Below are 25,712 nucleotides of genomic sequence, written 5' to 3' on the forward strand. Positions count from 1 at the left end.
GCTTGTGAGTGGTATGATTACCAGGTGTCTTCTCTGAGTTTATTGAGTTTGCGGTCGTAGATATTGAATTCAATTTTATCGAAGGCATCGAGGTCGAAGCTAACATCTCCAATGGCTTCGTGATTTCCTACGAGCGTCTCGGAGTCGAGACTGATCGGGTCGAGGATGATCCATCCGCCGGATTTAAAGTAAGCTTTGAGGTCGTAGGTGTCAGCTCTGGGGTGGTTTTCTTCCTTTGGTGTGAGATGAATGGAACTGATACTGGAGATGGGAACATCGAAGGCAGCGTGCTTAGTTTCGACTTTGATATTAAGTTCATCCGTTTTTTTGATTTCGCCGGCCAAAGCATCTCCGTTAGAGAGTTTAATGAGGTTGCCCGAGTCGTCTACCGGTGAATTACTGGAGTCTTCGACTGTGGGAAGTGTGCCATTCCATTGAGCGAGCTTGATATCACGAATACGCATTTCATAGCCACGATGGGAACGAAAGTGGAGGGCATTTCCCATACTTGCTGCATCTGGTGCCGGGTCTGAGAATGAAGCGATAAGTTCACCGCTCACGAAGATATGAAACTCTCCTGAGTTTAGATCCGCATAGATATTATATGGGATCTTTTCTCCAAGAGTTGTAGCTCTTGATGAGGAAATTCTAGTTAGTGCCTCGGAGCGTCCTTTTTCTACGTATTTTCTCATGCTCAAATAATTTGAGTTGATAGTGAGGTCGTAATAATTACTGGGGTTTTCGGTATCTACACTATCGGCGAACAGGAGAACAGAGAGGTCGATATTTTTTTTGCGGTCTACAGTAAAACTCAAGTGAGAGAGCTTTGGAAAGTCTAGCTCGATGGCAACGCTATTGTCATTGAGACCGGTAACTAGGGCTTTATTAGCAAAGGTCCACGAGGGTGTGGTTCCTATGACATTCCACTCCTCCATTGAGTTTGGACCAGAATAGGTGATATTCTCTGGATTTTTGATATCTAAGGAATAGATGAGAGATCGATCGACCTTGAGGACGCCAGCATAAGTGGTGTGGAGTTCTACGAAATCGTCAGTAATCTGTAGGAGCTTTCCTTTGAGTTGGTCGCGTTCGCCTTTGGGGTAAAAGCGATCTTCTAAGGTGAGTACGGCTAGGTGAGAAGCATTGTGGGTTTCTGTGTTTTCTGGAGAGTGGGGTAATGTGAGTTTAAGTATTTGTGGGCGATCGAAGTCGATTTGTTCAATCAGCGCGTCGGCTTGGAAGGTGACAGAATCTTCTTCTAGTTGGAGCAGTTTACCACTGAGGGTGTCGCCATTCACGAAGTGTAATGTCGAGAATGGGTCTGCAAGGAGTGTGCTAGAAAACCCGACAAAAGCGTAAAGAATGGATAGATAGGTGTTCTTATTGCGCATTAGCGGTAGGTAGTTTTTTGAGACTAGTGAGGGGGGCTCTCGATAATTCAATTTCGCCTAAGATGGGATGTGTGGTGGTAATAAAGTTTTCATTTAGGCTCAGTTTTAAGACTTCAAGCTTTCCACCACCATGCATTTCAATGAGGTAGTTTCCGCGCTGTGAAGCTGTGGACTTTTCACTTGCTAGGAAAATGGTGTGAGCTTGAGCAATGGGAATAGAGAGAGATTGTTTTGAATGCTGGTTTTCGAAATGAAGTGTAGTTTCTTGTTCAGAGAGCTTGATGTCGATGAGTTTCCCGATTGCGCGCCCACCTTGTTTATCAAAGAAGGTATCGTGTTGCGGATCGATGGGGTCGTCGGGTGAGTTGCCCGTGAAATAATTATCGGGAGCTTCTGTGACATTGATATTAGAAATCGAGAGGAGGGCATTTTGCATATTTGCTTCAAAGATCGTCCATTTGCCGGAAGGGGGAGAAATTTCGGTATCGTCAAATGTGCCGATTTCCTCGCCATCGATTTCGAGAGTGAGTTGTTGGAGCTTGCGGTCCACTTTTACTTCTATTGAAGCTGAGCGTTTTGAAAACTCTCTGAGTCGAATAGGAATCTCTCCAATGCGCTGGTTGGCTCTAGACGAAGTGGACCTGTACACTTGGATGTTAGAGGTGTTGAAGTCTATGAAGTACGCGCTTTGTAAATCTTCGTTGAGCTGGGCGTCGGAGCATAGGTAGAGTTTAAATCTCGGGCGTTCGCCTTCCCATTTTGCCTGGAAACGTATTACGAAGTTTGATGGGATAGGCAGCTCTATACTGGCTTCTGCATTGCTATTTGTTTGCAGGTTTTGTTCATTGATTTCCCAGTGAGAGAGCTGGTCCCACTCGCTAGGGCGGTTAGGCCCTTGGTAAATTTGTGGCGAAGCAGAGTTGTTGAATGAGATGGATTCTATCTGTCCTCGTGGGATAAGAAATGCGCCAGCATAGGAAGTACCAATGCGAAGTTTGCCCTCTTTTAAACCGAGAATTTCACAAGGTAGAGAATCGCCATTGGTGAGAATAATGTTTTCCTTGTGGGTAGTTTGTTTTTCCGACGAAGCGTCAAACTCAATATAGTTGAGCATATCGGCTTTGATGGTTACTTCCGGCTGCGTGGTGGAGAGCTGCATGATACACTCTCCATTCTCTCGGAGTTGTTGAATTTCTCCCGTCAGACGATCTCCATTGGTAAGCACGACGGAGCTATCAGCTCCATGAGCTAGACTCAGGAGGCTAGAGAGTAAGGATATGGAAAGACGAATCACAGTTAATCAATTTTTGAGTTCCATTGGTCGAGAATGTTGTTGCCAGGCTGATAATTGATGGAAGTTAGATAGGACGTGTCGAGTGAGATATTTCCTAGGATGGGATGCGTGACTTTGATTTTTTGTCCTTCACTCGATTCAGGAATGGCGGTGATGAATCCTGACCCTCCCAACTCAAAGACAATACTATTTTCATCAATGTCGGAAATAGTAGATGTTTGATTTTTAGCGAAATGGATAGACTGTAGTTCATTTCGGGGGATGACCATTTCAGCGTAGGTTCCATCGAAGTTCAGTTGTTGGGTCGTGAGTTCTGTGACTTTACCAGCGAAGCGTTCTTTGCCGTTAGCAAGCATCAGGATGTCGCTCGATGGGCTTTCTAAGCTAAGAGCTGAGTCTAGGACTCCATTCCATGGTGCGATGGAGATTTCTGAAATACGTGTTAGATAGTTTGGGCCGCTGTAATGCGCGAGAAATCCAAAGTTGGAACCTGTTGGGAGATGTTCGACTTGTTTCAGGCTCCATTGATTGACGAGGTATTGATCGTAGTAGAGTGCGATGACTTGCTTAGTTCGATTTACGCGTAATTCTACATCTGTGTGATTGTCGGTTGATTGGCGACTAGCGCTGGATCTGCCGTTGATTGGTTTGATGTGGTTGTAATGGGATTCGCCATTTTCTAACACAGAGTAGAGCGTGAGTGTGGCGTTATGTGTGCCTAGTTTGATGGCGAGGCATGAGCCTAAAATGGAGGTGATGCGTTCCGCTGAGTTTAAGCGAGCGGGTGGTTCACCATTTTCATTTGTTGGATCAGATTGCTGTAGATCTGCATGAATGATGACAGCGCTGTTAGAATGGCGGGGAGATTCGGTCTGAAACTTTAAACGGAAGTTGTCGGGGAGCTGGAAGTCCCGTAGGAGAACGGCTCCTAAACCACCTCGATTATACCAGCCGAAGCTTCCAAATTCCCAGCAAGGCAGTTCAGATTCTGCAACATCGCTAGCGTTATTTTCAGGCATGGACAAGATGTCCCAATTTTTTGCAGAATAAGGTCCGGCATAAAGGATTTGTTGGCCGAGTGGGTTAAGGATGCAGTTGACCACCATTTTTTTTTCAATGACTATGTCATTTGCGAAATCGGTATGAAGGTAGAGTTTGTTCTTGGTAATTGATGAAATTGAACAGGGGAGGATGTCTCCATTGGAGAGTGTGAGGAGGCTGGAGTGGACGAAAGGTTTTCTGGAGAGCCCTTGGTTAAAAACGACTTTTCTCAAGTTGTTTGTTTTGAATGGTATTGTTTCTTTAGCTTGATTTGATTTCCAAACGAGTGTTTTTGTGTCTTTAAATCCAACAAATTCCCCGTGAAGCGTGTCGTTGTTTTTAAAATTCAGAATATCCTGAGAAGCATGTAACGGGAGGTAGCTCGTCGACAGGAATAGGATGAGGGTAAGCGGGTTCATTTCTCGTAAATGGGGAGTAGTCGGTAGTTGAGAGCTAGAGACAGGAGCGCACTAGCGGTACTGTAGGCTGGTCCGCGATTTCCTAGCCATGAGCCATCTGACTGCTGCGTTACTGACATGAGACGGATGTTTTTATCATTCCAAAGTTTCCAAAGATCTTCGTCCGCATGGAAGAGAGCTTGGGACATGTAATACTCGAAATAATATGTGTAGTGGGTGTCACGGTAATCGAGGTTTTGTTTGAGATGCTCGAGGGATTGATCGAAGCCGTCTGCGTTTTTTTGTTTGGCTAAGGAAAAGCATAGCGAGCCGATGGCAGTGAGTGTGGTTTTGGCTCCTCCGCGCGAAGTGTATCCATACGCGCCGCCACTGTCTCTGCAGCTGCTCATGTATTTGAGCGCGCGTTCAATGGCTGAATCGGGAACGGGGATGCCAGCATTTCTCGCAGCTAAGAGGGCAACGATTTGGCAGCCTGTGACGGTGGTGTCGGCGTCCTTGCTATCAGGGCTGTAACGCCATGCGCCTTTTGGGTTTCTTTTTTGCGCTGATAGAATGAGGTCTACGGCTTTTTGGAGAGCTTTCTCGATCTTAGGTTCATCAACGACTCCGTATGCTTCAGCGAGTGCGAGGGTGGCGAATCCGTGGTTGTACATACTGGTACCGATGTAGCCGTTTTCTGCTTTTTGGGATTCTAGGAGAAAGTTGATACAGTTTTTTATGTTTGAGGAATAGGGGCCATGGTTTGGGTCTTCGCCATGTGCTAGAAAGGCGAGGGTTGCTAGGCCGACGACACCAGGATAATGGCCGGAATTGTCTGTCCAGACGCCATTTGCTTGCTGCGAATTCGCAAGATATTTCAAGCCCCGAGTATAAATGGATTCGAGTTTTGCTGGGATGGCGTCACTATCACGGCGAGCAATACTTTGAGCATTTAGCTGAAGAGAGCTAAAGCAGAGAACGCTGTAGATGATGGAGCGGATGAGCATGGAGTGTTATTTAGTTTCGATTCCCTTGTTGTAGGCTTCGAGGGCTTTTTGAAATTCTTTGGGAATGCTGGTGCCCGCTGAGCCTGATTTTTTAGGAAGGCGTCTGGTTTCTGAGACCCCGGAGACATCGCCACCTTGTTGGGTGTTGGCTGAGCTTGAGTCAGCTTCCATGCCTTCGCCACCTTGGGAGCCAGGTTGTTGGCCTTCAGCTTGTTGACTAGGTTTCTGGCCTTCTTGGTTTTGGCCTTGCTGCATCATTTGCTGGAGCATCTGCATGAGTGCACCTGACTGGGGATCACCTTCGCCTTGTTGCGGTTGGCTTTGTTGTTTTTGCTGAGCGGCGTCTGCAATTTTTTCGATAATTTCGGTTTCGATAGCAATGGTGGGGCCAGAGGTGTCTTGAGCTTCTAATTTATCGGTGGCGCCCGCCATGAGTTCCTCGGCTTCGGCCAAGAATTGGATTACTTTTTCGTCCGTTTCTAACTGGATTAGCTCTTGGACGTCGGCTGAGAGTTCGTCTTGTTCTCTTGCGACTCGTTGAGCTCCTTCTGAATGGTGTTCTATGATTTGTTCAGGAGTTTCACTCTCGCGGGAGTGTTGTTCTTGATAAGCTTTCATAAAGTCAGATTCATTGGCGAATGCCAGAGCATGCAGAGAATAGAAGATCACAAGGTGTTTTATCATGATACTGGAGGGGTTTGAGATTCGAGCATACGCCGTTTTTGTTCTAGGGAACGTGTTCGAGCGCGAATGTTTTGTTCCTGTTGGATGAGCTCCATGACCTTGAGCATGAATTCGAAGTCTTCGTCTTCAGAATTTTGAGCGTTTGCTCCACCGGCACCGCTTCCAGTAGCATTTTGTTGCGCTGCTTTTTCAAGTAAACTCGCCCAGTCGCGTAGCTGCTTAGCGGTGTCTTTCGCGAGGTAGATGGATTTCACGTTGTTATTTCGCTCGATGAGGGAAAGCATTTGTTCGAAGTCGTCATCAATATCTGATTCGCGCATGCGTTCTAAGAGATCGCGGTGCTCTTCTTTTTGCGTGCGAGAATAGAAATGGCCTAAGTCTTCTTGGATCCAACGGACATCAATGCCTGTTTGATCTTGTAGTGAGTAGAGTTCAAACATCCTGCGTTGGTCGCTAGGGTCTAGTTCGGTGAATTGTTTACCGAGGATAGGAAGTTCCTTGGAATGAGGTGTTTGGATCACTTCGATATGGGTGTTGGCGATTGCTTCTTGGTCGCCAGCGGCCTTTCGGAGTCGGTTGACAAAGGTGCCAGCTTCAAGTTGTTGGTTTGCCTCACTCGCTTTCTGAATGGTTTCTTCCATTTGTTGGAGTAGATCACTTTGCTTTTCGACGGCTTCGGTGACATCTTGTTGCGCTTTCTCGGCGGTGTTTTCGGCGCTTTGTGCTTCGTCGAGTTTTTGTTTAATGTCTGGCATTTTTTGTTGTGCCATTTCGCGTAATTCTAGCGAAGTTTCAGCTAATTTTTTGAGGGTGTTCGGATCGATCCCTCCATTTTTATTCGCTTCTTTAAAAATACCTTCCATCTGTTCCGCGAGTTCTTGCATCGCTTCAGCGTTTTCAGATTCTTGCTGGGCTTGGTCGCGGAGTTTTTCGCGAAGTTCTTCAGATTGGAGCTCTTCACCTGAGTGGCGTTCAAGTCGTTTGTTTTCATCGAGTAGGTCGAGTTCAGCTCGCATTAAGTCCTCGAGCTGATTGATAGTATCGCGAGTACGTTGTTCTAGGAGTTCTCGGTGTTCATCCTGTGAGAGGACGTAAACGGTTATTGGAGCTGAATAGCTGCGCGGATGGTCCGATTTATAGTCTTCTGACCAAGCGCGGATGGTTAGTTTCTGAGGGGTGATGTTATAGGCAGGGAACGAGAATTCGACAGCCTCGGTAAGAGATCTGCTTTGAGGAGAGCCGTTGGCGATAGGAATTTCACCGCGGGCTGGATTTGTTGGGCTGGCTTTAGTGAATTCACCACTCCATTCGATGCCGGCCACATTGACTGCAAAGTCGTCTTCAGCGAGGATGTCAAATTGGATCGATGAGTCGTAGAGAACGTAGGTTTCTTCTGGGATATTTTGGATATAGACTGCAGGGGGGGTGTCGATAATTTGTTCGAGAGTGAAGAGAGTGGGTTTGCTATTGTACAAGGAATGTTCGTCAGTCCAACGCAGGGGGATAATGGCACGTTCGTGTTCGACATCGAGCGGTGGAAGTTCGAAGCGTTCGTTAGAGATTTTTGTTTTTAGAGGGGTGTTGGTGTAGGTGACTTCACCTAGGTCGTTTGGTTGGCTGGGTAGGCGAAGGGTGGCGGAGGCTGAGTGGAGGTTTCGGTTGATTTCACCCTGAATCTGCACCTTGCTGCCTTGGACGATGCTGGCTTGGCCCGAACTAAGGTCGAGAAGCTCATCCTCTTTTTGGAGGTAGTCTGGGTAGTGAACAGTAGCGGTAAGAGACTTTAGGCTTGGTCGCATGAGTGGGGTGATCTTGATATTTGCGAATGCATCGCCAGCCTGAAGCTCGAGTTCTTGTTGTTTCAGAATGCGGGGGAGCTCGAATGAGTAGTCTCCATTTTCTAAGTGCGCATTTTGCCAAGCTTGGACACCTAGTTTAGCTCTTGCAGTTTCGGGTTTATTCGAGTCTTTCGTGAGCTTTAAATTAATGGTGTGTGGCTCACCGTGGGGGACATAATATGGCTGGGGGAGGTTAGAGAAATCGATTTTAGTCTCTGTGTAGCGTTCGATTTCGGCTAGTGGCAACATCCAACGCTGGAGTGCATTCCAGCTGGCTTTCGGTGTGAGGCTCCAAGCAACTATAGAGATGGTAATGAGTGTGATGACGGCTGCAGCCCAACGTTTGCGCCATGAACGTGGGAGTGCATTTTCTAGATCGCGAGCGTCGATTTCTTTAGCGACTTCAGCCATAGCTGCATCTCTGAGTCTTGGCGAGATGGAGCCATCGTGCTGGGATTGTAATTCTACGGCGCCAAGGAGTCGGTCGCCGAGTCTGGGGTATTGCTTGGCGATGAGCTGGGCGAGTTGGTTTTCACGGCGGTGTTTAAAAACCCAACGGTTAATCCAGATCGGAGCGAATATGGTGAAGAGTGAGACTCCCGCGATGAGAATAAGGAGGCGAACGATGCCGGGAGTGGGAAAGAAACGATCTAGAGAAAAGACTAGAATATAGGAAAACAGTAAACCGAAGAGACCCGCGAGGAAGGCTTCAAGAATCTTGATCCGCCATACTTTAACTCGAAAAGCCTTGAGCTGCTGACGCAAGGAGTCTGGCAGTTGGTGATCGTTTTCCGGCTTGTTTTCAGGCTTGCTCATGGGTCGCATGCAGGGAGGTGCTAGATAAATTAATCTAGGGTTCCCTATAAAGTACTTACTATACTCGTCTCATCTTCCGAAAAACCAAGGGAAAACTGGAGTGAGTCAGGGGTATTTTAGGAGCTTTTGCTCATCGGTTTGATGGCTGGCTGAAAAGTGGGTTACGTTTACCGTCTCGTGGTGCTTGAAAGGGGGTGAACTGCCAGTCGGGTTTGCTGAGTTTGCCAGTACCGTGGAACTGGCGGAGGCCTTCGACGTCACGGCCAGTGAAGATTTTATTGAGAGCTTGAACTGGGAGTTCGATGATTTTCATGGGAACTTCGGCGAGGCCCATGAGTCCGCGGTAGTTCATGCGGATGGTCAGGTCGATAGTCTGATCTACACAGTTAATCCAGCCTTCTCCAGTGAATACAGTACTTGTTGTCATGGAGTTGAGGTCATTGGTGTAAAAGACTCCGTTTTTAGTGGTGAATGTGCAATCGAGGTCTGTGGCTTTTTCGTGGAGTAGAGTGTCGCGTCTAGCTGCATTACTGAGCACGCCATCGACCAGCTTAGAAAGGGGGCCGAATAAGGGGACAGCCATGAGATCTCCATTTTTGAGTGCGAGTTTTCCTATTCCGTTGAGGCTGGAAATGTCGGATCCTCGTCCGTTGAATTGGAAATTGCCGGAAATGGAGCCTTGGTTGAGCCCTTTAATTCCATAGACTTTACTGATGTCGCTGAGGCGAGCGTTACTGCCGGTAAGTTTTCCTAGGTAGGCACTATTTGAAGGAATCACATGGATGTATCCATTGAGAGACCCACTCATGGCCTTGCCCGCGAGCTGGTTGATTTCCACTTTATTGGGTAGAACGCGCACACTGGCACGGACGTTTTCAAGTGGGATATCTTCTTTGAGAAAATTGTAATCAGTGGTGCCAGCAGTTGTAAAATCAATGGTGAGATCTGTTTGGTTGCTTGTCCCTTTTTGCCATTGTACTTTACCTGAGCTGGTGAGTGAGGGCGGGAGATGAAAGCGGTATTGCTCAAGATGTTCTCCAATATGGGGAGCGAAGAGGTTGAGAACTGGAACTGGGTAGGCTGAGCCACGAATCTGTTCGATGTTTGCTAATTTTTTAGGCCAATCAAAATGGAGGGACTTAGCTGTGAGTGTGCCAGAGTTCGGTCCGCTGTAGGCTAGCTTGAGCGGATAGTTGGCGTAATCGAAGGTGGCTGTGATATCGCTGAAGGTGGCAGAAGATCGATCGAGGTTATATTTCCCAGTGGCGTAGCTGATGGGGACTCCATTTTTTTTGAAGTTTCGCAGTTCTGCATGGCCGTGGGAATTCCATTCTCTCAGGTTATCTTGGTTAAGTGAGCCTTGGGAATGGACGTCGATGTATGATTTTTCCGTGAAGGTGATTTTTGACAGGTAGTCACGGAGTTGCTGTTGCTTAATAAATGGAAAATAGACGTGAGCAGGAAGGCTAGAGATCATGTCGTAGCGGATCAGTCGATCTTTAACGATGAGTCTTCCTGACAATTCCCCGAGATCGTGCTGGAGCTGGATGGCATCAAGGTAGAGGTCGCCATTATTCCATGAAAAATCTGATTTCAAATTGTTCACAGTAGCTCCTAAGAAGTTGAAATCGTTACTTTCGACTTTACCAATGAGTTGGATATCAAGTTCGGTCTCTGGTGTTTTGGGGAGGTTATAGGTTCCTTCCGCTTGGATCCTCGTGGTACCTATGGCTTGGAATTGAGGGAGAATACGTTTATCGAATACCTTTTGGAAAAAGTTTTGTAGGTGGATGGAGGACTTAAAATTGTAGCGACCTCCTTGTTGGATAATATCGTAATCAGCGGTGAGTTTAAGTTGCTCGGCTTGGTTGATGAAGCTGAGATGGTCAACTGTGATAAGGCTTTGGTTCCAATCACCTTCGACGAGCACTTGCTCCATGGGGTAGTTTTTGTATTCGAGCTGTGAGGACTCGAATACAAAGTCAAAGTCGACTTTTTCCGAACGTGAGAGGTTTCCTTCGATGAAAAGTGAGAGTTTTGGTGGTGCGTGTTCTGGCCATTTCCAGTCTTCTAATCGTTTGAGGAACTGATTGTATTGCTTTATTCTAGCGAGTTTTTCGTGTTTTGTAGTTTTGTTTTGGGCTTTCGGTTTGTCACGCCAAACGTTGCAACTTAGAGAAATTTGGATGCCTTGGTAGGTGCCGGTAAGGTCTGTGGTGCTGACCGATTGTCTACCGGGGAGATCGATCGAGCCTGTGACATTGTTGATTTGGATCACAGGACTATTTGGGAGTTCCGTGACTAAGGGAATGGCTAGATTTGCTCCTTCGATTGAGATATTGGTAATCTTTAGAGTTCCACGCATTATTTTCGTTTTATCTACGTGGATTGCGAGAGTAGGAAGGCTGGCAATTTCTATCTCGCGTGCTTCGGTGCGGTAAAAAATGACGTTATTGGCTGTAAGCCCGTGGATCAGGTGGAAACTGAGATTGTCAAATTCAGCGAAAATCCCATAACGTTCCATTTCTGCGGCCACACGGTCGGCGGCTTCGTGGCTAAAACCTTTTTCATGGAGATAAAAAAATCCGCTTACTACGCCAACTATCCCGGTGAAAATCAGGATAGTAAAGAGGACGCGTAAGCGGATAATGAAATGACGGAAAGACATGTTTCAGCCTTTACTAAAGCATCTTTCGTCGGTTTTGAAAGGAGAGTTCTTGAACCTGTTGTTGTTCGCGTTTGTCGAGCCACTGGTGGTAGAAATTTGTGGCGATGCGTTGGACAACAGGTCGGAGTACCGCAAGGGCGAGCACTTTTGAGATAGAGTGACTTGGAGCTTGCCCCATTTTAGCGAGTTTATTTCGGCGGTGTTTGGCGCGTTTTTTGCGGTGGCGTAAAAACAGAGACGCGATTATTCCTGAACCAGCAGCAATCAGAGAGCTTTTTAAAGGCTGAAGTTCGAAAGAGCTCTTTACGCGTTTAGGGAAGTTAAGAGTCTCTTGGACCTTAAGCTTCTTGGTAGAAAGCTGTTCGTCGAGCAGGAGCTTCGCACCAAGAAGAGTGGTTCGGGATTCTTCGAGTTGTTTAACGAGAATTAGCTTTTGTTGCTCGATTTGATTTGTTGCAGCCATTGTTTGTCTTTTTCGAGTTCAGCGAGGGTGTGTTTAAAGAGGGTGACTTTTTCTACATTTTTGAGTTTATCGAGGAAAATGAATACCACGAGTAGATGAAGAATGAGAAAGCCGAAGGTGACGATGGGCCAAGTGCCGATGTATTGTTCGACGGTATGCACCTTGCCCTCGAGGAGTTTAGTGAAAGCTCCGATGAGAGACACGAGCAAGAGGATGTAGGAAAAAAGTGCGAAGAAGACGAGAATACCGCCAAACTTTGCTTTCTTAGCCGTGATTTCCGCGGCTTCTTTTGCTTCGATCGAGGCTAGTTCAACCTTAGTTTTAAAGTAGGCACCACCTTCATCTTTGATGTAGTTGATGGTGTCTTTCATTGAAATGTCTCTTTCTTGAGAACCTGGATCTGTCATTGGCATGTCCCTTTAAATTAAAACCGGCTCAAACCGAGATTGGAGTGAGCCGGTTGCTGAAATAGGGTTATATAATTGGCCTAGCGGCGGCGAGCTAATAATCCGACAAGAAGACCAACGCCAAATGCGCCTAGGACACATTTAGTCGGGTTCTGGCGAATGTATGCTTCTGAGCTCTGGTGCAAGTCTTGAGCCTTAGCTTTGCTTTGCTCGTACTTTTCGCCTGCGGCTACTTTTACATCGTGAGCTTTAGCGCTGGCACCATCTTTGATGGCTGTTGCTTTTTCGCCGGCATAGCCTTTGAATTGTTGGGCTTTATCAGAAGCAGCACTTTTGAGTTGAGTTGCTTTATTTTGCACTTCTTGTGCTGCGAGGCGCGCTTTTTCTGCAGCTGCTTTACTGAGTTCAGCTGCTTTACTTGTATTGCTTACAGGTACTTCGTTTTCTTCGTCTTTGACAGCACCTGGGTTTGGGGTTGCGTAATCCATAATAGTTTAATTATTGAGTTATTAGATGGTTAGAAATCTATTTTTTTAACGAGGTGGTCATCAAATAGAATGAAGCAATGACCATAAGTGTTCCACTTAGCTACTAACTTACATACCTAGTGAGAAAACTCAAGAAAGCTCTGCTAGAAAATAACACTTAGTTTGTAGTGGCTAGAGAGGTTTCAAGTTGTTCGATTTCTTCGCTAAGTTCGGACCAGCGGGAATAGGCTTGGTCTAACTGGTTGGTGAGTTTTGCATAGGATTCAGTGCATTCCTGTGTTTTGTTAGGATCTGCTAGAGTCTCAGGTTTGCTCATGAACTCTGTTAGTTGGGCTTGTTTTGTTTCTATCTCACTGATTGCTTTTTCAAGTGTAGCGAACTCTTCTTGAAGTGGCTTGAGCACTTTATTGCGCTTTTGGCGATTTTCAGCATCGATTTTGCGCTGCTCCTTGCGGGAGATTTTCGGGCCTTTGGAGGCAGCGGCTTGTGCTGGAGCGGCTGCTTGTTCTGTGGAAGGGAGTTTTGAAAGTCCTTTGGCAGCTTGTTTTTCGTCGACTTTCTTATCCAAATAGTAAGTTACATTTCCGTGGTAGATCGCAGGTTCTTCACCTGGGCGAAATTCGATGGTTTTTGTGACGATGGGGTCGAGGAAGGATCTGTTGTGAGAAACGATGAGGTAAGCTCCTGGGTATTCTTGCAGTGCATTTTGTAGAACCGCCTGAGATTGAACGTCGAGGTGGTTTGTCGGCTCATCGAGAATTAAAAAGTTTGCTGGCTGGATTAGCATGCAAACGAGAGCAACACGCGAGCGTTCACCGCCGGAGAGGACTCCGACTTTTTTAAAGACATCGTCACCGCGGAAGAGGAAACAACCTAGGATATTTCTTACGAGCGGGGCGTTCTCTCGAGATGCGACGGCTTGGCAGGTTTCCAGAACTGTCTTGTTCGGGTCGAGCTCGTCGGCGTGATTTTGTGAGAAAAAGGAGATTTTTGATTTCTGCCCGAGGGTGTAGAGGCCTTCATCTGGATCTTCTTGGCCAGTGATGAGTCGGCAGAATGTAGATTTCCCGGCGCCATTTGGGCCTACGATCGCGAGGCGTTCACCGCGTTCTACTTCGAAATTGAAGTCTTTGAAAATTTGGAGTTTTCCGTATGCTTTGGAGGCATTTTCGAGTTTCGCTACTGATTGTCCAGAAGGTGGTGGGGATGGGAATGTGAAGCTCATCACAGCATCTTCTTGTTCGATCTCGATGAGTTCGATTTTCTCAAGTTGTTTGAGACGGGATTGTGCTTGTGAAGCTTTTGAGGCTTTAGCTCGGAAACGTTCGATGAACTGCTTGGTTTTCTCGATTTCTTTTTGCTGCGCTTGGTATGCTTTTAGTTGGATCTCTTTACGCAGCTTGGATTCCCTCATGTAGAATGAGTAGTTCCCTGCGTATTCTTCTGCGCGGCCATGTGCGAAGGCGATAGTGCGAGTGGTTAAGGCGTCGAGCAGTGAAAGATCGTGAGAAATGATGACGATCGCACCTGAGTAGTTGAATAGGTATTGCTCCATCCAGGTTTGCGAGTCGATATCGAGGTGGTTTGTAGGCTCATCGAGTAGTAGGACATCTGGCTCTTGCAAGAAGAGCTTTGCCATGGCGATACGCATTTGCCAGCCGCCTGAGAACTCACCACAGTCGCGGGTGAAGTCGCTACGTTTGAAGCCTAAACCGGTAAGGACGGACTCGACGCGAGGTTTGATAGTATTTGGGTCAAACTTTTCGAGAGCAATGTCGAGATCTCCAATTTTATAGAGAAGTTCCAGATATTCTTCTGATGACGAATCCATCTCATTGAGTTGCTCAGAGAGGGTGTCGATTTGCTTTTGGATGCTAGTGGCTTCACCAAATGCAGATTCGGTTTCATCCCAGAGGCTAATTCCTTTGATGTGAATGCCTTCTTGTGGCAGATAGCCGATTTTACAATCTTTCGGTTTGCTGATCCCACCACCATTAGGTTCGAGGACTCCACCGAGACATTTCATGAGGGTGGATTTTCCCGCGCCGTTATGGCCTGCAAAGGAAATGCGTTCTTTAGGTAGAATACTAAAGGAGAGGTCCTTGAAGACAACTCGGGCGCCGAATTCGACGCGTAGTTTTTTGATCGCTAGCACGGCAGTGGGGTAGTGGTAAATGCGGCTTTAGGCAATGGTGAAAATGCGTCAATCACTGCTAAGTGAGACATGTAGGTTGACCCTGCAAGAACTTGAGAGCAATGTTAAGCATGATAAAAAAGCATATTGTATCAATAGTGGCTATTAGTATGTCAGTGATGTTGCCGTCGCATGGAGCAGAGGTGACCGAACTTCCTCAGGTGCGGGTGACGGGGCAGGCTTCTGAATTAGTGACACCTGATGAAATGGCTTGGAGCATCAAGGTGGAGAATAAGGGAGTAGAGTTAGCCAAGGTGGCTGAAGAGCACGCGAGTAAAGTGGCGGAGCTGTTAGCTTACTTGAAGGAGCAGAAAGTGGATGTGGACAAGACCAAGACGTCGCAAATGGAGTTTGGTGAGAATTGGCAATACCGAGATAGGCAGAAGGTGAAAGAAGGGTATGTGGCACGGACTTCGGTGAGTTTTCGTTCCAGTGATTTTTCTCAATATAAACCTCTATGGTTGGGTTTGTCTAAATTAGGTGGTGTCAGTGTTCAGAGTGTGAATTACCAGTTGGAGGATCGTGAGAAGGCTGAAACTAAATTAAAGCATACTGCGATGCTTGATGCGAAAGAGCGCGCATCGGAGTTAGCTGAATCCTTAGGATCGAAGATTGCGGAGCCTTTGTTGATTGAAGAGCGGAATCAGGAATTTGGACGTGCTTCTTACGAAGTCGCTTCGGAGAGTCCATTTGCATCAAGTCCACCCGCTGAAGGGGCGAGTTCTGCTGCTGGTAAATTGAAGATCAGCTCAAAAGTCTATGTGGTATTCCGTTTGGTCAGTCCTGCTGAATAGCTGTTTTTTGTAGATTTTTCCAGCTGATGAGGGCTTCGACAATCATCCAAATTTCCAGAATGATGGTGGCGGAGCCGATGCCGACGAGTAGCCAGCGGCCTTGTTCGATCCAAGATTGGTCCGAGCCGATGGCGGCTACAAAAATCTGATAGAGCATCGCCCAAGCGGGGAGGATGAGCATAAAAAATGTGGGGAGGGAGATGAACCAGATTGGCATGTTTTTTCGGCGCATCCAGAAGAGTATGACGAGGAAGGCAAGACCGCCGAGGAGTTGGTTAGTTGCTCCGAATAGTGGCCAGAGAATAACTCCGCCGGAGCCTGGTTGGCCGAAAATTCCAGACGCGCCAGGAATGGCGGGGAGCGACGCCATCCACCAAGCGATGAGACAGGCGGTGATGGTGCAGACATGTTTATTGGTAAGCCAAGAGGTTTTGCGAGCTTGGAAGGATTTTTCAGTTTTTAGAGGTTCAGCGAGTTTGCGGTGTTTGAAGTCAATGAAGCAGCCTGCGAGTTCTTGGACAACGTAGCGCTGGAGTCGGCAAGCGGAATCTAGGGTGGTAGCGGCGAAGGAGGCGACGAATACGCCCATCAGAGCTTTAGCAAATGTGGCTGAAATGCCGATGGACTGGAGGAAGTTGGAAGAGCCAGTGACGAAGGCGTTGATTTTCGCAGCGAGACCTTTTGAGCTGGCCCAGTCGCTGTATTGGGCATTCCACGCTGCGGTGCCGGTGAGGAATTCGTCTCCCTTATTTAGTCCTAGGCCAAGGCCGGCGACGCAGGCGAGAATGACGAGTACAGCGAGGAATCCTTCGGTCAGCATGGAGCCGTAGCCGACGAAGCGAGCGTCGGTTTCACATTTGAGTTGTTTTGAGGAGGTGCCCGACGATACGAGACAGTGAAATCCTGAAACAGCACCGCATGCGATGGTGACAAAAAGAAAGGGGAAGATGAGGGGGAGTTGTTTGGCTGTGACGTTTTGCTCGATGGCGGGGGCGACGATTTCCAATGGTGGTCGCAATCCATCAATGGGGGCACCACCGAAGAGGCTGGCGACGACGAGGCCAACAACGACGAGTGCGAGGGTGGAGATGAGTTGGAGCGAGTTGATGTAATCGCGCGGTTGTAGCAGTACCCAGACAGGTAGTACGGAGGCTACGAAGGAATAAGCTAGTAAGAGGGTGACCCAAGTCATGACGGGCCAGGCTGCGAGTGTGGCATTGGAATCCGCTAGAAAGCCTAGGTTGCCGAAGACTACAGAGAGGTACATGATTCCTAAGGATAGGACTGAGGGAATGAGGATGTTGAAGCCTTTGCGATGGACGAAGAAGCCAATTACGATTGCTAGAGGGATTTGCAGCAGGCAGGGAGTAATTGATTGCGGGAAGAGTCGAAAGACAACGGCAATGACTAAGCCGAAAATGGCGAGAACGAGGGAAAGTGCGATGAGGAGAATGAGGAGGAATAGGACGCGTACTCGTGGCGTGATCACGTTGCCAGCGATATCTCCGACGGTTTTTCCCTGATTACGCATCGATACGACCAGTGCGCCAAAATCGTGGACGGCGCCGATAAACACTGATCCGAACAGTACCCAAAGTAGAGCGGGGAGCCAACCCCACATGACGGCTAAAGCTGGACCAACGATTGGACCAGTGCCCGCGATGGAGGTGAAATGGTGACCAAAGACGATACCTTTTTTAGTAGGGACGTAGTCGTTTCCATCTTCAAGTTCAATGGAGGGAGCGATATGGTCTTTGTTGAGACGAAAGACTTTTTGGCCCAGCCATTTGCCATAGGTATTATAGGCTATGAGATAGAGAACGAGTGCTCCGAGGGCAATGGCTAGGGTGGTCATGTGTTGAGTTGGTTACGCTTACAGTTGTTTTCTTTCTGTTGAAAGGATACAGCAATGTCTTAGGTTTCTGATTATAAATGGATCAGCGTACACAGCTTGTGCGCAAATAACGAGCTAGTAGTAGCTAGAGATAGTTAAGAACGGTACTTCTTATAAATCTTTTTGGCGCAGGCTTCTTGAGCACCAGTTTCGAGACAGCAGCGGCGTTTGCTGCGAATCCAGTCGACGGGGTTTTTGCCTTTGGGGATCAATCCGGCCTTGGAGCACCATGCTACGATAAATTGGCCAGTGCGTCCGCAACCCGCGACGCAGTGGATGACGACGGGTTGCTTGGCTTTGTAGTGCTTGTCCATGATCTGGATAAAACGATCGATCTGGGCTTCAGTGGGGACACCGAAGTCGGGGACGTGAATGTGGTAGTAGTCGAATTGTGCCGGGACGTCTTTGCGATTGTCGAATTCACAGCAGTTGACCACGGCTTTGACTCCTTGCTCGTCATAGATATCGAAAACATAGGGATCCGGCCACCAGGAAGCTGCGATGACGTTGTCGACGATCCAGGTGAAGGGTTCAGTTCTTTCAGGTTGTCCTTTGGCGGGCCAGTACCACGGTCTTACGAGCTTTGACATGCCCAACTGAAGCTGAATTGCGCGGAAGATTCAAACCTTCAAAAAGTAAAATATTCGCTTGGTTTGTTAGTTCTATTTAGTAATATAGAAATATTTCGCACTTTTTTATAGAAAAGTGTTGACGTGAAGTGTGGTTCGTGTATTTTTCCGGTGTCGCGACAAATATAGGCGGCCCGATTGATTATCATTCCTGGTTTTTGGGTTTTTCCAGATGATGCACAATCGGGTCGCTTTTTTTGTTTGAGGGAAGAAGCAAGGTTGAGGGGGCGTGACAAAGGTGGCAAAAATATAGTCTGGTGCGAGTTTGTTCTACCTGTTAAATTGTTAGGCAATAGTTATAACTGAAGAGCTATTGATGAACTAATAGATAGACTATGAAAAAATATATTGCTGAGTCCTTTGGGACCTTTTGGTTAGTATTGGGCGGGTGTGGAAGTGCTGTTTTGGCGGCGGGTGTGCCTGATGTAGGGATTGGCTATTTAGGTGTGGCTTTGGCTTTCGGTCTTACGGTGCTGACAATGGCTTTTGCGATCGGGCACATTTCTGGGTGCCATTTGAATCCAGCGGTTTCGATCGGTTTGATGTTGGGTGGACGTTTTGATAAGAAGGATTTAGCCCCATACATCGTAGCGCAATTAGTTGGGGCAGTGGTCGCGGGAGGCGTGCTGTATGTGATAGCGAGCGGAAATGATGCATTTAGTTTAGATGGAGGTTTCGCCTCGAATGGCTACGGTGAGCATTCACCCAACGGATATAGTTTGCTGGCGGGTTTTGTGTGTGAAGTGGTGCTGACAATGATGTTTCTTATTGTTATTCTTGGGGCGACTGATGAGCGCGCGCCAGCTGGTTTGGCGCCGATTGCGATAGGTTTGTGTTTAACTTTGATTCACTTAATTAGTATTCCGGTGACAAATACTTCAGTGAACCCAGCGCGTTCTACAGGGGTGGCGCTCTTTGCGGGTGACTGGGCGATCAAGCAATTATGGTTATTCTGGGTGGCTCCTATTATTGGTGCTGTACTTGGAGCGCTCGTTTACCGAGTGATCGGCTGTAAGAAAGAGGCGTAAGTTGATAAGGTCTTTTCATTAAAAAAGCCCGGTCCTAGCAGTTGTTGGATCGGGCTTTTTCGTTGTGAAAGTAGTCTTTGGGTTTGCCGTGAGATTTTGGTTATAGATGGATCATTTTAAATTCGTGTGTCACCTTTTTAGACCAGAACTTTCGCTAACACTTGTTGGATAGAGTTTGTGAACGTAGCTTAGTGCCTCCATCGTTATGAAAAAAAATCGCTTAGCTAGATCCGCATCCCCTTATCTTCGTCAGCATGCTACTAATCCAGTGGATTGGTATCCATGGGGGGAGGAAGCGTTTGCTAAAGCACGAGGTGAGAATAAGCCGATTTTGTTGAGTATTGGGTATTCCACTTGTCACTGGTGTCATGTGATGGAGCGTGAGAGTTTTGAAAATGAAGAGATAGCGGCTGTGTTGAACGAGTTTTTTGTAGCTATCAAGTTAGACCGTGAGGAGCGGCCAGATATTGATAAGGTTTATATGACATCGTACCAAGCGATGACTGAGGAGAATGGTGGGTGGCCGTTGAATGTATTTTTAACCCCAGAATTGACTCCATTTTTCGGAGGAACTTATTTCCCTCCTGTCGATCGTGGTGGTCGTGTTGGTTTTAAGAGTGCTTTGCTCCAATTAGAGGAAGCGTGGCGAGATAAGCGAGATAAGGTTGTGCAGTCAGCGGCAGCTTTGCGAGAGCATTTGCAAAAGAACTATGGTGAGGGGATGGAGTCAGATGAGGTGCCTGAGCAGGCGGTTCTCGATCGTGCTGCCGTGTTGCTGTTAGAGAGTGCTGATCAAGTAGAAGGAGGCTGGGGGAGTGGGCCTAAGTTTCCAATGCCCTCGCATCTGAGTTATTTGCTGCGTTCGTGGAAGCGTACAGGCGATGAGCAATTGTTAAATTTTGTAGGATTTACCGCAGATATGATGGTTCGATCGGGGATGATGGATCAGCTGGGAGGAGGTTTTCATCGCTATGCGGTAGATGGGAAATGGCTGGTACCTCATTTTGAAAAGATGCTCTACGATCAGGCTCAGTTGCTGGATGTTTATCTTGATTTGTATCAGATTACTCAAAAGTCGGCGTATGCGGAAGCTGCGCGGAAGATTTGCGATTATGTGCTGAATGACATGCGCCACGAGGGAGGAGCATTTTTTTGTGCTGAAGATGCACAGAGTGAGGGGAAAGAGGGAAAATTTTTCTGTTGGACAAAAGCAGAGCTAGTTGATGTGTTGGACGCTGAGGAGCTGGAACTGGCGTGTAGTTATTTTGGAATTACTGAGGAGGGGAATTTTTACGATCACAGTGATCCTGAGGCTTTGAAGAACCAAAATGTGCTTTCGGTGATGCAGGATGAGGAATGGTTGAATGAGGGTCGTAAGCTATTGTTGGAGAGTGTTGTAGCTAAAATGAAAGCGGTGCGAGCGAAGCGTGTTCGACCTGGGATTGATGATAAGGTGTTGGCTTCGTGGAACGGGATGATGATTGGAGCGTTGGCTCGTGCAGGGCAGGTGCTAGGGGTGGGAAGTTATTTTGAAGCGGCGCTTCGGGCGCATGGATTTATTCATCAGGAAATGTGGGACGGTGAGCGATTGGCGCATCGGTGGCATCAAGGTGGTTTGGATGTTTCGGCGCAGGCGGAGAGTTACTTGCTGATGCTGCAGTCGACTCGTCGTTTGTATGAGATGACTCTCGACTCAGAGATACTCGAGTTTGCGGTGTGCTTGGCTGAGGCGAGTGAGCGAATCTTTTTCGACGAGCAAAATGGCGGATTCTTTGAGAGTGCGGAGATGGATGATGTGATGGTTCGGTTAAAGGGGGATTATGATGGCGCAATGCCAACAGCGAGTGGTGTGGCTGCTATGGAGTTTCTGAAATTGGCGATGATTACAGGTGAGGAAAAGTATCGCTTAATTGCTGAGCGTACGCTGAAGGCCTATGGGGAGGTGCTGATACAGACACCCACATCAATGACAAACATGCTGCAGGCTTTAGACTTTTATTACAGTGGTACGCAGCGCTTGGTACTGGTGGCTGGAGAAAATGGTGCGGAGGGATTTTACCGACAGATTGTCGCCGAATACAGGCCGCAATTAACTGTAATGGGGAACTCTGGACGGGTTGCGAACTTTGAAAAAGGGCTGCAAGCTAAGGGTGAAAAGACGACGGCTTATTTCTGTGTGGGCGAAAGTTGTCGATCGCCCGTGACGGAGGTAGAGGAATTAGAAATTTAATTTTGCTGTCTCAGATGGAGGTTTTTAGTTCACCTGATTAGTAGCTGATGTTAAAAATAATAAACTCTGAAATTATGTCTCGATGGTATCCTCTGAACTAAAGTATTACGAAATCGACCAAGATGGTTTTCTAGGTGTGAGTTACTCAATCGAAGAGTTGACGACGCGTTTGCAATGGGCTGACGTGGTCGAAGGAGCTTACTTGGTAATCGATTCCGACGGCTGGTTTTACGAAGCGGAAGAAGACGATGATTCCGAATATGGTTACAAGTGGTGCATCACGGACCGCCAGAATGTGAATATCGTCATGATGTTGAAAGAGCGTGCTCACGGGGAGCAGCTTTCTTCAGCTGAATTGGATTTCTGCCGCTAAGTTGTAGGGGTAAGAAAAAACCGCAGCTGCTGAGCAACTGCGGTTTTTGAAAAGGAACTGAAGTTCCGTATCCGGCTGACCGGAATAGCGGATTAACGCTTGGAGAACTGGAAGCGCTTACGTGCACCTGGCTGACCAGCTTTCTTACGTTCCTTCATACGAGGATCGCGGCGAAGAAGCATTGCTTCTTTAAGAGCTGGACGAAGTTCTGGGTCGTGCTGAATAAGTGCACGAGCAATCGCAAGACGGATTGCGCCAACCTGGCCGTTGAGACCGCCACCTTTAGTAGTGATACGGACGTCAAATTTGTTGATAAGGTTAGCTACCTGGAATGGTGTGAGTACAGCGTTTTGCTGTGTAAGAGTGGGAAGGTAGTCTTCGAAGGGGCGTTTATTGATGGTGATTTGACCAGTGCCTTCGGAGATCCATGCGTGTGCAATGGCGTTTTTACGACGACCAGTTGCGGAAAATGTTGTTGCTTCGCTCATAATAGGAAAATGATTAAAATGAAAGATTAGGCGATTTCAAAAGTTTCTGGGTTCTGAGCTTCGTGTGGGTGCTCAGATCCTGCGTATACGTGAAGCTTCTTGTAGACTGCGCTACCGAGCTTGTTGTGTGGGATCATGCCTTTAACAGCACGCTCAACGAGGAGTTCTGGGTGGCGCTGACGGACTTTTTGAGGAGTCTCGATTTTCTGGTTACCAACGAAGCCAGTGTAAGCGGTGTAGATCTTTTGAGTTTCCTTGTTGCCTGTGAGGACGACTTTTTCAGCGTTGATGATGACGACGTTGTCACCTGTGTCTACGTGTGGAGTGAAGATAGGCTTGTGCTTACCACGGAGGAGCACTGCTGCTTCACGAGCGACTTGACCGAGCACTTTATCAGTGGCGTCGATCACGTACCATTTGCGCTCAACGTCCTGAGCTTTGGCGGAGAATGTTTTCATTTTATCTTTTCTTGGTTGTCCTTGTGTCGTGGTCAGAACGTTCCGACGTTCACGCCACGGTGAAGGGGCGGGCAAACTAGGAGGCAGTTTGGCAAGTGTCAATCAGAATCTCGGAGCTTAGTCTTCTTTTGTGTCGAGAGTGAGGCATTTGACTGAAAACGAGCTGATTACGCGGGTGTGGGCGGGGAAGGCGACGCATTGTTGAATTCTACTTTGTCGCGAGGAGTTTAGAGTGGTAATAGAAGGTATGGAGCAGGTGCCTTGGAAGAAATTGATACCGAATGGTGGGAGAGTTTTTATTGGCGGTGGAGCGATGGTTCCTTTTGCATTGCTTGATAGCTTGTTGGCTGAGTATGCGCATTTCCAAGATGTCGAGCTTCTACATATTCATACTTTAGGGGAGCTGCCATGGGTTGATCAGAAGTATGAAGGAAGTTTCCGCACCAATAGTTTCTTTTTGTCACGTGAGATGTCTGGGGCGGTAGAAGGTGGCTGGGCGGATTATACTCCTTGTCCAACCTTTGAGATTCCTCGGCTTTTTCGCTGTGGAGTGATTACCCTAGATGCAGTACTGATTCAGGTGAGTCCTCCTGATGAGGAAGGAAATGTTTCAACGGGATTGAGTGCTGATGTGATTTATTCAGCCGTGCGTTCGGCAAAGAAGGTGATTGCGCAGATTAATCGTCATGTTCCGAGGACGTATGGAGATACGAAATTACCGTTAAGCAAAATCGACTATTATGTAGAGTATGATGAGCAGCTCCCTGAAATCGAGCCATGGGAATACAAAGATCACCATAAGAAAATTGCTGAATATGCTTCGCAATTAATCGATGACGGATCGTGCTTGCAGGTGAGTATGGGGAATAGTCCGCAGGCGGTATTGAGGGCCTTGAAAAACCACAGTCGCATCGGGATTCATACAGGATGCTTTACCGATGCGATGATGGATTTGGTGAAAGCGGGTGTGGTGGATAATAGTTGGAAAAATTACCAACAGGGGATTAGTGTCGCGAGTCATTACTTGGGAACTCAGGAATTGTATGACTTTGTGGATGGGAATCCAGAGATCGAGTTGCATAAGAGTGAATGGACCAATGATCCGCACAGAATTGCGAAAAATAGGAGAATGGTTTCAATCAATGGAGCACGTGAGATCGATTTGACTGGGCAGGTGGTACGTGATTCGCGAGGACACCGCTTTTATGGAGGTATTGGCGCGACGCAGGACTTTATTCGTGGGGCGGCAATGAGTAAGGATGGTCGGCCGATTATAGCCTTGGCTTCAAGAGATTCCGACGGATCTAGCAGAATCGTGACTGGGCTGACTTCTGGCAGTGGCGTGTGTAGTTCGCGCGGGGATGTGCATTACGTAGTTACCGAATACGGAGTGGCTAATTTGGTCGGGCAAACGATTCGTCAACGGGTGTTGCGCCTGGTTGAAATTGCTCATCCAGATGCGCGTGAGGCATTGTTAGCGGGAGCGCGGATGCAGAAATGGATTCCTGAGATTTTTGGGTTTAACCCTAAAGGTATTCACGATGGCGATGCGGGGATTGATAGTAAGCGAGTGCAGTTTGAGAGTTTGCATTATATTTCTCGACCATTGCATCCGAGTGATGTGCGTGCGCTTCAGCAGTTTTTCTATGCGCAAGATGAAGAAACGATTCGCTTGCGATATGGGCACGCGGTGCCCACCTTGGACGAAGGCGCTGCGTACCGGATGGCTTCCGTAGACCAGTCGCAGGATTTGGCGATTGGGGTGTTTTACCGAGACGGTCATCGAGAGCTGTTGCGGGCGGTGGGGCGTTTTTATCTTGATAAGAGTGGGGAGACTGCCGAGGTGGCATTTTTGGTGCACGAGAAAGCGCGTCGAAAAGGGATTGCTAACTATTTGCTGTCTGAGATTGCAGTGATTGCGAAGGAACGTGGAGTGAAAACATTTTGGGCATCGGTGCTAAAGCGCAATGAGCCGATGATTCAGCTATTCATGAGCCGTGGGGCTGAGCGAGAAAGGATAGCGGGAGAGGATAGTGATGAGTTTACGATGGAGGTTGATAGTCTGGTGAAACAGGCTGAGGCGTGGGCTAAAAAGCAAAAAACTAAGAAGATCGCAAAGAAAACGAAGAAAAAGTCTGTTAACAAATCAGTTAAGAAGGCCAAGCGTAAAAAGGCGAAGAAGAGGAAAGTTGCGCTTTGGTGTTCAGAGGAATTATTAAAGCATAACCCTGGGCCGAGTCACCCTGAGTCGAGAAAACGCTATCAAGCGGTACTTGATGTGTTAGACGGCGAGTTTCCAAAGCTGGAGCGACTCACAGATCGCGTGGCGTCGGTCAGTGAAATTACTTTAGCGCATTCGGCACATTACCACGACATCGTGAAAATGGATGTGGAGAATTTCGCTGAGCAATTGCGAACTGGGGATACGGCGATTTGTGAGGATTCGTATGATGCTGCGGTGCTATCGACTGGAGGTGTATTGAATGCTGTAGATTCTGTGATGACGGGGCAGGTGAATAGAGTGTTTTGTGCCGTGCGTCCTCCGGGACATCATTCAACGGCAGATCTCGGAATGGGGTTTTGTATTTTCAATCATGTCGCGATTGCTGCACGCTATGCTCGGCAAAACTATGGTATTAAGCGCGTGGCTATTCTTGACTGGGACGTACACTGCGGCAACGGGACGCAGTCGATTTTTTATGATGACCCGAGTGTATTGTATTTCTCGACTCACCAAGATGGCCTTTTTTATACAGGAGGAAAGGCGGAGGAAACTGGCGAAGGTGATGGGTCAGGGACTACGATCAACGTGCCACTTACGGCTGGCGCGGGAGACAATGAGATCTTAGAAGCTTGGGGTGAGCCATTGAAAAAGAGGCTGAAGGAATTTCAACCTGAGTTGATTCTTGTCTCAGCTGGATTTGATGCGGCCGATGGTGATCCGCTCGCAGAATTACGGGTGAGCTTGGATGGCTTTTCTCAGCTCACGAAACTGGTATGCAAATACGCCGATAAGTTCTGTGAGGGTCGAGTGATCTCGGTGTTAGAGGGGGGGTATGAGCCTCCATTACTCGCTGAGTGTGTGGAGACGCATGTGAGGAATTTGTGAAACCTAGCAGGTTTGTTGTT

At 47.6% G+C, this 25,712-nt stretch carries 20 protein-coding genes; 5 read left to right on the forward strand and 15 right to left on the reverse strand.

Features of this window, described 5'->3' with window-relative positions; translation table 11 throughout:
- Nucleotides 1-17 precede the first annotated feature (17 nt).
- From ACFPK9_RS12810 to ACFPK9_RS12860, 11 genes are all read right to left on the reverse strand, one after another.
- Nucleotides 18-1,391, reverse strand: a complete 1,374-nt coding sequence (locus ACFPK9_RS12810; protein WP_377095300.1) for a hypothetical protein — start codon at nucleotides 1,389-1,391, stop codon at nucleotides 18-20.
- On the reverse strand, nucleotides 1,381-2,685 hold the full coding sequence (locus ACFPK9_RS12815) for a hypothetical protein (RefSeq protein WP_377095301.1): 1,305 nt from the start codon (nucleotides 2,683-2,685) through the stop codon (nucleotides 1,381-1,383). The genes ACFPK9_RS12810 and ACFPK9_RS12815 overlap by 11 nt, the downstream gene beginning before the upstream one ends.
- Before the next feature lie 2 nt (nucleotides 2,686-2,687).
- Entirely contained in the window at nucleotides 2,688-4,145 is a 1,458-nt protein-coding gene (locus ACFPK9_RS12820) for a hypothetical protein (protein WP_377095302.1), read from the reverse strand.
- On the reverse strand, nucleotides 4,142-5,131 hold the full coding sequence (locus ACFPK9_RS12825) for a prenyltransferase/squalene oxidase repeat-containing protein (protein WP_377095303.1): 990 nt from the start codon (nucleotides 5,129-5,131) through the stop codon (nucleotides 4,142-4,144). Before ACFPK9_RS12825 ends, ACFPK9_RS12820 begins: the two co-directional genes overlap by 4 nt.
- A 6-nt stretch (nucleotides 5,132-5,137) precedes the next feature.
- Nucleotides 5,138-5,815: a hypothetical protein gene (locus ACFPK9_RS12830; protein WP_377095304.1), complete on the reverse strand. Its 678-nt coding sequence runs from the start codon at nucleotides 5,813-5,815 to the stop codon at nucleotides 5,138-5,140.
- Nucleotides 5,812-8,469, reverse strand: a complete 2,658-nt coding sequence (locus ACFPK9_RS12835) for a hypothetical protein (RefSeq protein ID WP_377095305.1) — start codon at nucleotides 8,467-8,469, stop codon at nucleotides 5,812-5,814. Before ACFPK9_RS12835 ends, ACFPK9_RS12830 begins: the two co-directional genes overlap by 4 nt.
- A gap of 130 nt (nucleotides 8,470-8,599) precedes the next feature.
- The gene (locus ACFPK9_RS12840) at nucleotides 8,600-11,137 is read right to left on the reverse strand and encodes an AsmA-like C-terminal region-containing protein (RefSeq protein WP_377095306.1); all 2,538 of its coding nucleotides are present in this window, start codon (nucleotides 11,135-11,137) and stop codon (nucleotides 8,600-8,602) included.
- Between the two features lie 13 nt (nucleotides 11,138-11,150).
- Nucleotides 11,151-11,600 carry a hypothetical protein gene (locus tag ACFPK9_RS12845; protein ID WP_377095307.1) on the reverse strand — a complete coding sequence of 150 codons (450 nt, stop codon included), beginning with the start codon at nucleotides 11,598-11,600 and terminating at the stop codon, nucleotides 11,151-11,153.
- Nucleotides 11,564-12,007 (reverse strand): phage holin family protein, encoded by a 444-nt coding sequence (locus ACFPK9_RS12850; protein WP_377095308.1) that lies wholly within the window; start codon nucleotides 12,005-12,007, stop codon nucleotides 11,564-11,566. Before ACFPK9_RS12850 ends, ACFPK9_RS12845 begins: the two co-directional genes overlap by 37 nt.
- Nucleotides 12,008-12,087: 80 nt before the next feature.
- Complete coding sequence (locus ACFPK9_RS12855) at nucleotides 12,088-12,495, reverse strand: ElaB/YgaM/YqjD family protein (RefSeq protein WP_377095309.1); 408 nt, start codon at nucleotides 12,493-12,495, stop codon at nucleotides 12,088-12,090.
- Between the two features lie 157 nt (nucleotides 12,496-12,652).
- Nucleotides 12,653-14,650, reverse strand: coding sequence for an ABC-F family ATP-binding cassette domain-containing protein (locus ACFPK9_RS12860; protein WP_377095310.1), 1,998 nt, complete (start codon nucleotides 14,648-14,650; stop codon nucleotides 12,653-12,655).
- A 110-nt stretch (nucleotides 14,651-14,760) separates the two neighbouring features.
- On the opposite strand from ACFPK9_RS12860, the gene ACFPK9_RS12865 reads away from it, so the two are divergent.
- Nucleotides 14,761-15,483: an SIMPL domain-containing protein gene (locus ACFPK9_RS12865; protein ID WP_377095311.1), complete on the forward strand. Its 723-nt coding sequence runs from the start codon at nucleotides 14,761-14,763 to the stop codon at nucleotides 15,481-15,483.
- On the opposite strand, the gene ACFPK9_RS12870 is transcribed toward ACFPK9_RS12865, so the two are convergent.
- Nucleotides 15,467-17,338 (reverse strand): carbon starvation CstA family protein, encoded by a 1,872-nt coding sequence (locus ACFPK9_RS12870; protein ID WP_377095312.1) that lies wholly within the window; start codon nucleotides 17,336-17,338, stop codon nucleotides 15,467-15,469. The two genes, ACFPK9_RS12865 and ACFPK9_RS12870, sit on opposite strands and share 17 nt — an antisense overlap.
- 134 nt (nucleotides 17,339-17,472) lie before the next feature.
- On the reverse strand, nucleotides 17,473-17,967 hold the full coding sequence (locus tag ACFPK9_RS12875) for a protein-tyrosine phosphatase family protein (RefSeq protein ID WP_377095313.1): 495 nt from the start codon (nucleotides 17,965-17,967) through the stop codon (nucleotides 17,473-17,475).
- A 374-nt stretch (nucleotides 17,968-18,341) separates the two neighbouring features.
- Between ACFPK9_RS12875 and aqpZ the strand changes: the two genes are divergently transcribed.
- The 3 genes from aqpZ to ACFPK9_RS12890 all read left to right on the forward strand — a co-directional run bounded on the left by aqpZ (nucleotide 18,342) and on the right by ACFPK9_RS12890 (nucleotide 21,637).
- Nucleotides 18,342-19,034 carry an aquaporin Z gene (aqpZ, locus tag ACFPK9_RS12880; RefSeq protein ID WP_377095314.1) on the forward strand — a complete coding sequence of 231 codons (693 nt, stop codon included), beginning with the start codon at nucleotides 18,342-18,344 and terminating at the stop codon, nucleotides 19,032-19,034.
- A gap of 205 nt (nucleotides 19,035-19,239) precedes the next feature.
- Nucleotides 19,240-21,264, forward strand: coding sequence for a thioredoxin domain-containing protein (locus tag ACFPK9_RS12885; RefSeq protein WP_377095315.1), 2,025 nt, complete (start codon nucleotides 19,240-19,242; stop codon nucleotides 21,262-21,264).
- Between the two features lie 82 nt (nucleotides 21,265-21,346).
- The gene (locus tag ACFPK9_RS12890) at nucleotides 21,347-21,637 is read left to right on the forward strand and encodes a hypothetical protein (RefSeq protein WP_377095316.1); all 291 of its coding nucleotides are present in this window, start codon (nucleotides 21,347-21,349) and stop codon (nucleotides 21,635-21,637) included.
- Between the two features lie 92 nt (nucleotides 21,638-21,729).
- Here the strand turns inward: ACFPK9_RS12890 and rpsI are convergent, their stop codons facing one another.
- Both rpsI and rplM read right to left on the reverse strand, forming a co-directional pair.
- The gene (gene rpsI / locus ACFPK9_RS12895) at nucleotides 21,730-22,125 is read right to left on the reverse strand and encodes a 30S ribosomal protein S9 (protein ID WP_377095317.1); all 396 of its coding nucleotides are present in this window, start codon (nucleotides 22,123-22,125) and stop codon (nucleotides 21,730-21,732) included.
- Nucleotides 22,126-22,151: 26 nt separating this feature from the next.
- Nucleotides 22,152-22,583 (reverse strand): 50S ribosomal protein L13, encoded by a 432-nt coding sequence (gene rplM / locus ACFPK9_RS12900; protein ID WP_377095318.1) that lies wholly within the window; start codon nucleotides 22,581-22,583, stop codon nucleotides 22,152-22,154.
- Between the two features lie 247 nt (nucleotides 22,584-22,830).
- Here rplM and ACFPK9_RS12905 point away from each other — a divergent pair, with 247 nt between their 5' ends.
- Nucleotides 22,831-25,692, forward strand: a complete 2,862-nt coding sequence (locus tag ACFPK9_RS12905; RefSeq protein ID WP_377095319.1) for a GNAT family N-acetyltransferase — start codon at nucleotides 22,831-22,833, stop codon at nucleotides 25,690-25,692.
- The last annotated feature ends 20 nt before the right edge of the window (nucleotides 25,693-25,712 follow it).

Origin of the sequence: Rubritalea spongiae (genome assembly GCF_042652385.1) — a bacterium.
Taxonomy (GTDB): Bacteria; Verrucomicrobiota; Verrucomicrobiia; order Verrucomicrobiales; family Akkermansiaceae; genus Rubritalea; species Rubritalea spongiae.

Coding starts and splice junctions, on each gene's coding strand:
- ACFPK9_RS12810 (WP_377095300.1), bottom strand. CDS start 1,391: ATGCGCAATAAGAACACCTATCTATCCATTCTTTACGCTTTTGTCGGG.
- ACFPK9_RS12820 (WP_377095302.1), bottom strand. CDS start 4,145: ATGAACCCGCTTACCCTCATCCTATTCCTGTCGACGAGCTACCTCCCG.
- ACFPK9_RS12825 (WP_377095303.1), bottom strand. CDS start 5,131: ATGCTCATCCGCTCCATCATCTACAGCGTTCTCTGCTTTAGCTCTCTT.
- ACFPK9_RS12830 (WP_377095304.1), bottom strand. CDS start 5,815: ATGATAAAACACCTTGTGATCTTCTATTCTCTGCATGCTCTGGCATTC.
- ACFPK9_RS12835 (WP_377095305.1), bottom strand. CDS start 8,469: ATGAGCAAGCCTGAAAACAAGCCGGAAAACGATCACCAACTGCCAGAC.
- ACFPK9_RS12840 (WP_377095306.1), bottom strand. CDS start 11,137: ATGTCTTTCCGTCATTTCATTATCCGCTTACGCGTCCTCTTTACTATC.
- ACFPK9_RS12845 (WP_377095307.1), bottom strand. CDS start 11,600: ATGGCTGCAACAAATCAAATCGAGCAACAAAAGCTAATTCTCGTTAAA.
- ACFPK9_RS12850 (WP_377095308.1), bottom strand. CDS start 12,007: ATGACAGATCCAGGTTCTCAAGAAAGAGACATTTCAATGAAAGACACC.
- ACFPK9_RS12855 (WP_377095309.1), bottom strand. CDS start 12,495: ATGGATTACGCAACCCCAAACCCAGGTGCTGTCAAAGACGAAGAAAAC.
- ACFPK9_RS12865 (WP_377095311.1), top strand. CDS start 14,761: ATGATAAAAAAGCATATTGTATCAATAGTGGCTATTAGTATGTCAGTG.
- ACFPK9_RS12870 (WP_377095312.1), bottom strand. CDS start 17,338: ATGACCACCCTAGCCATTGCCCTCGGAGCACTCGTTCTCTATCTCATA.
- ACFPK9_RS12875 (WP_377095313.1), bottom strand. CDS start 17,967: ATGTCAAAGCTCGTAAGACCGTGGTACTGGCCCGCCAAAGGACAACCT.
- aqpZ (WP_377095314.1), top strand. CDS start 18,342: ATGAAAAAATATATTGCTGAGTCCTTTGGGACCTTTTGGTTAGTATTG.
- ACFPK9_RS12885 (WP_377095315.1), top strand. CDS start 19,240: ATGAAAAAAAATCGCTTAGCTAGATCCGCATCCCCTTATCTTCGTCAG.
- ACFPK9_RS12890 (WP_377095316.1), top strand. CDS start 21,347: ATGGTATCCTCTGAACTAAAGTATTACGAAATCGACCAAGATGGTTTT.
- rpsI (WP_377095317.1), bottom strand. CDS start 22,125: ATGAGCGAAGCAACAACATTTTCCGCAACTGGTCGTCGTAAAAACGCC.
- rplM (WP_377095318.1), bottom strand. CDS start 22,583: ATGAAAACATTCTCCGCCAAAGCTCAGGACGTTGAGCGCAAATGGTAC.
- ACFPK9_RS12905 (WP_377095319.1), top strand. CDS start 22,831: ATGGAGCAGGTGCCTTGGAAGAAATTGATACCGAATGGTGGGAGAGTT.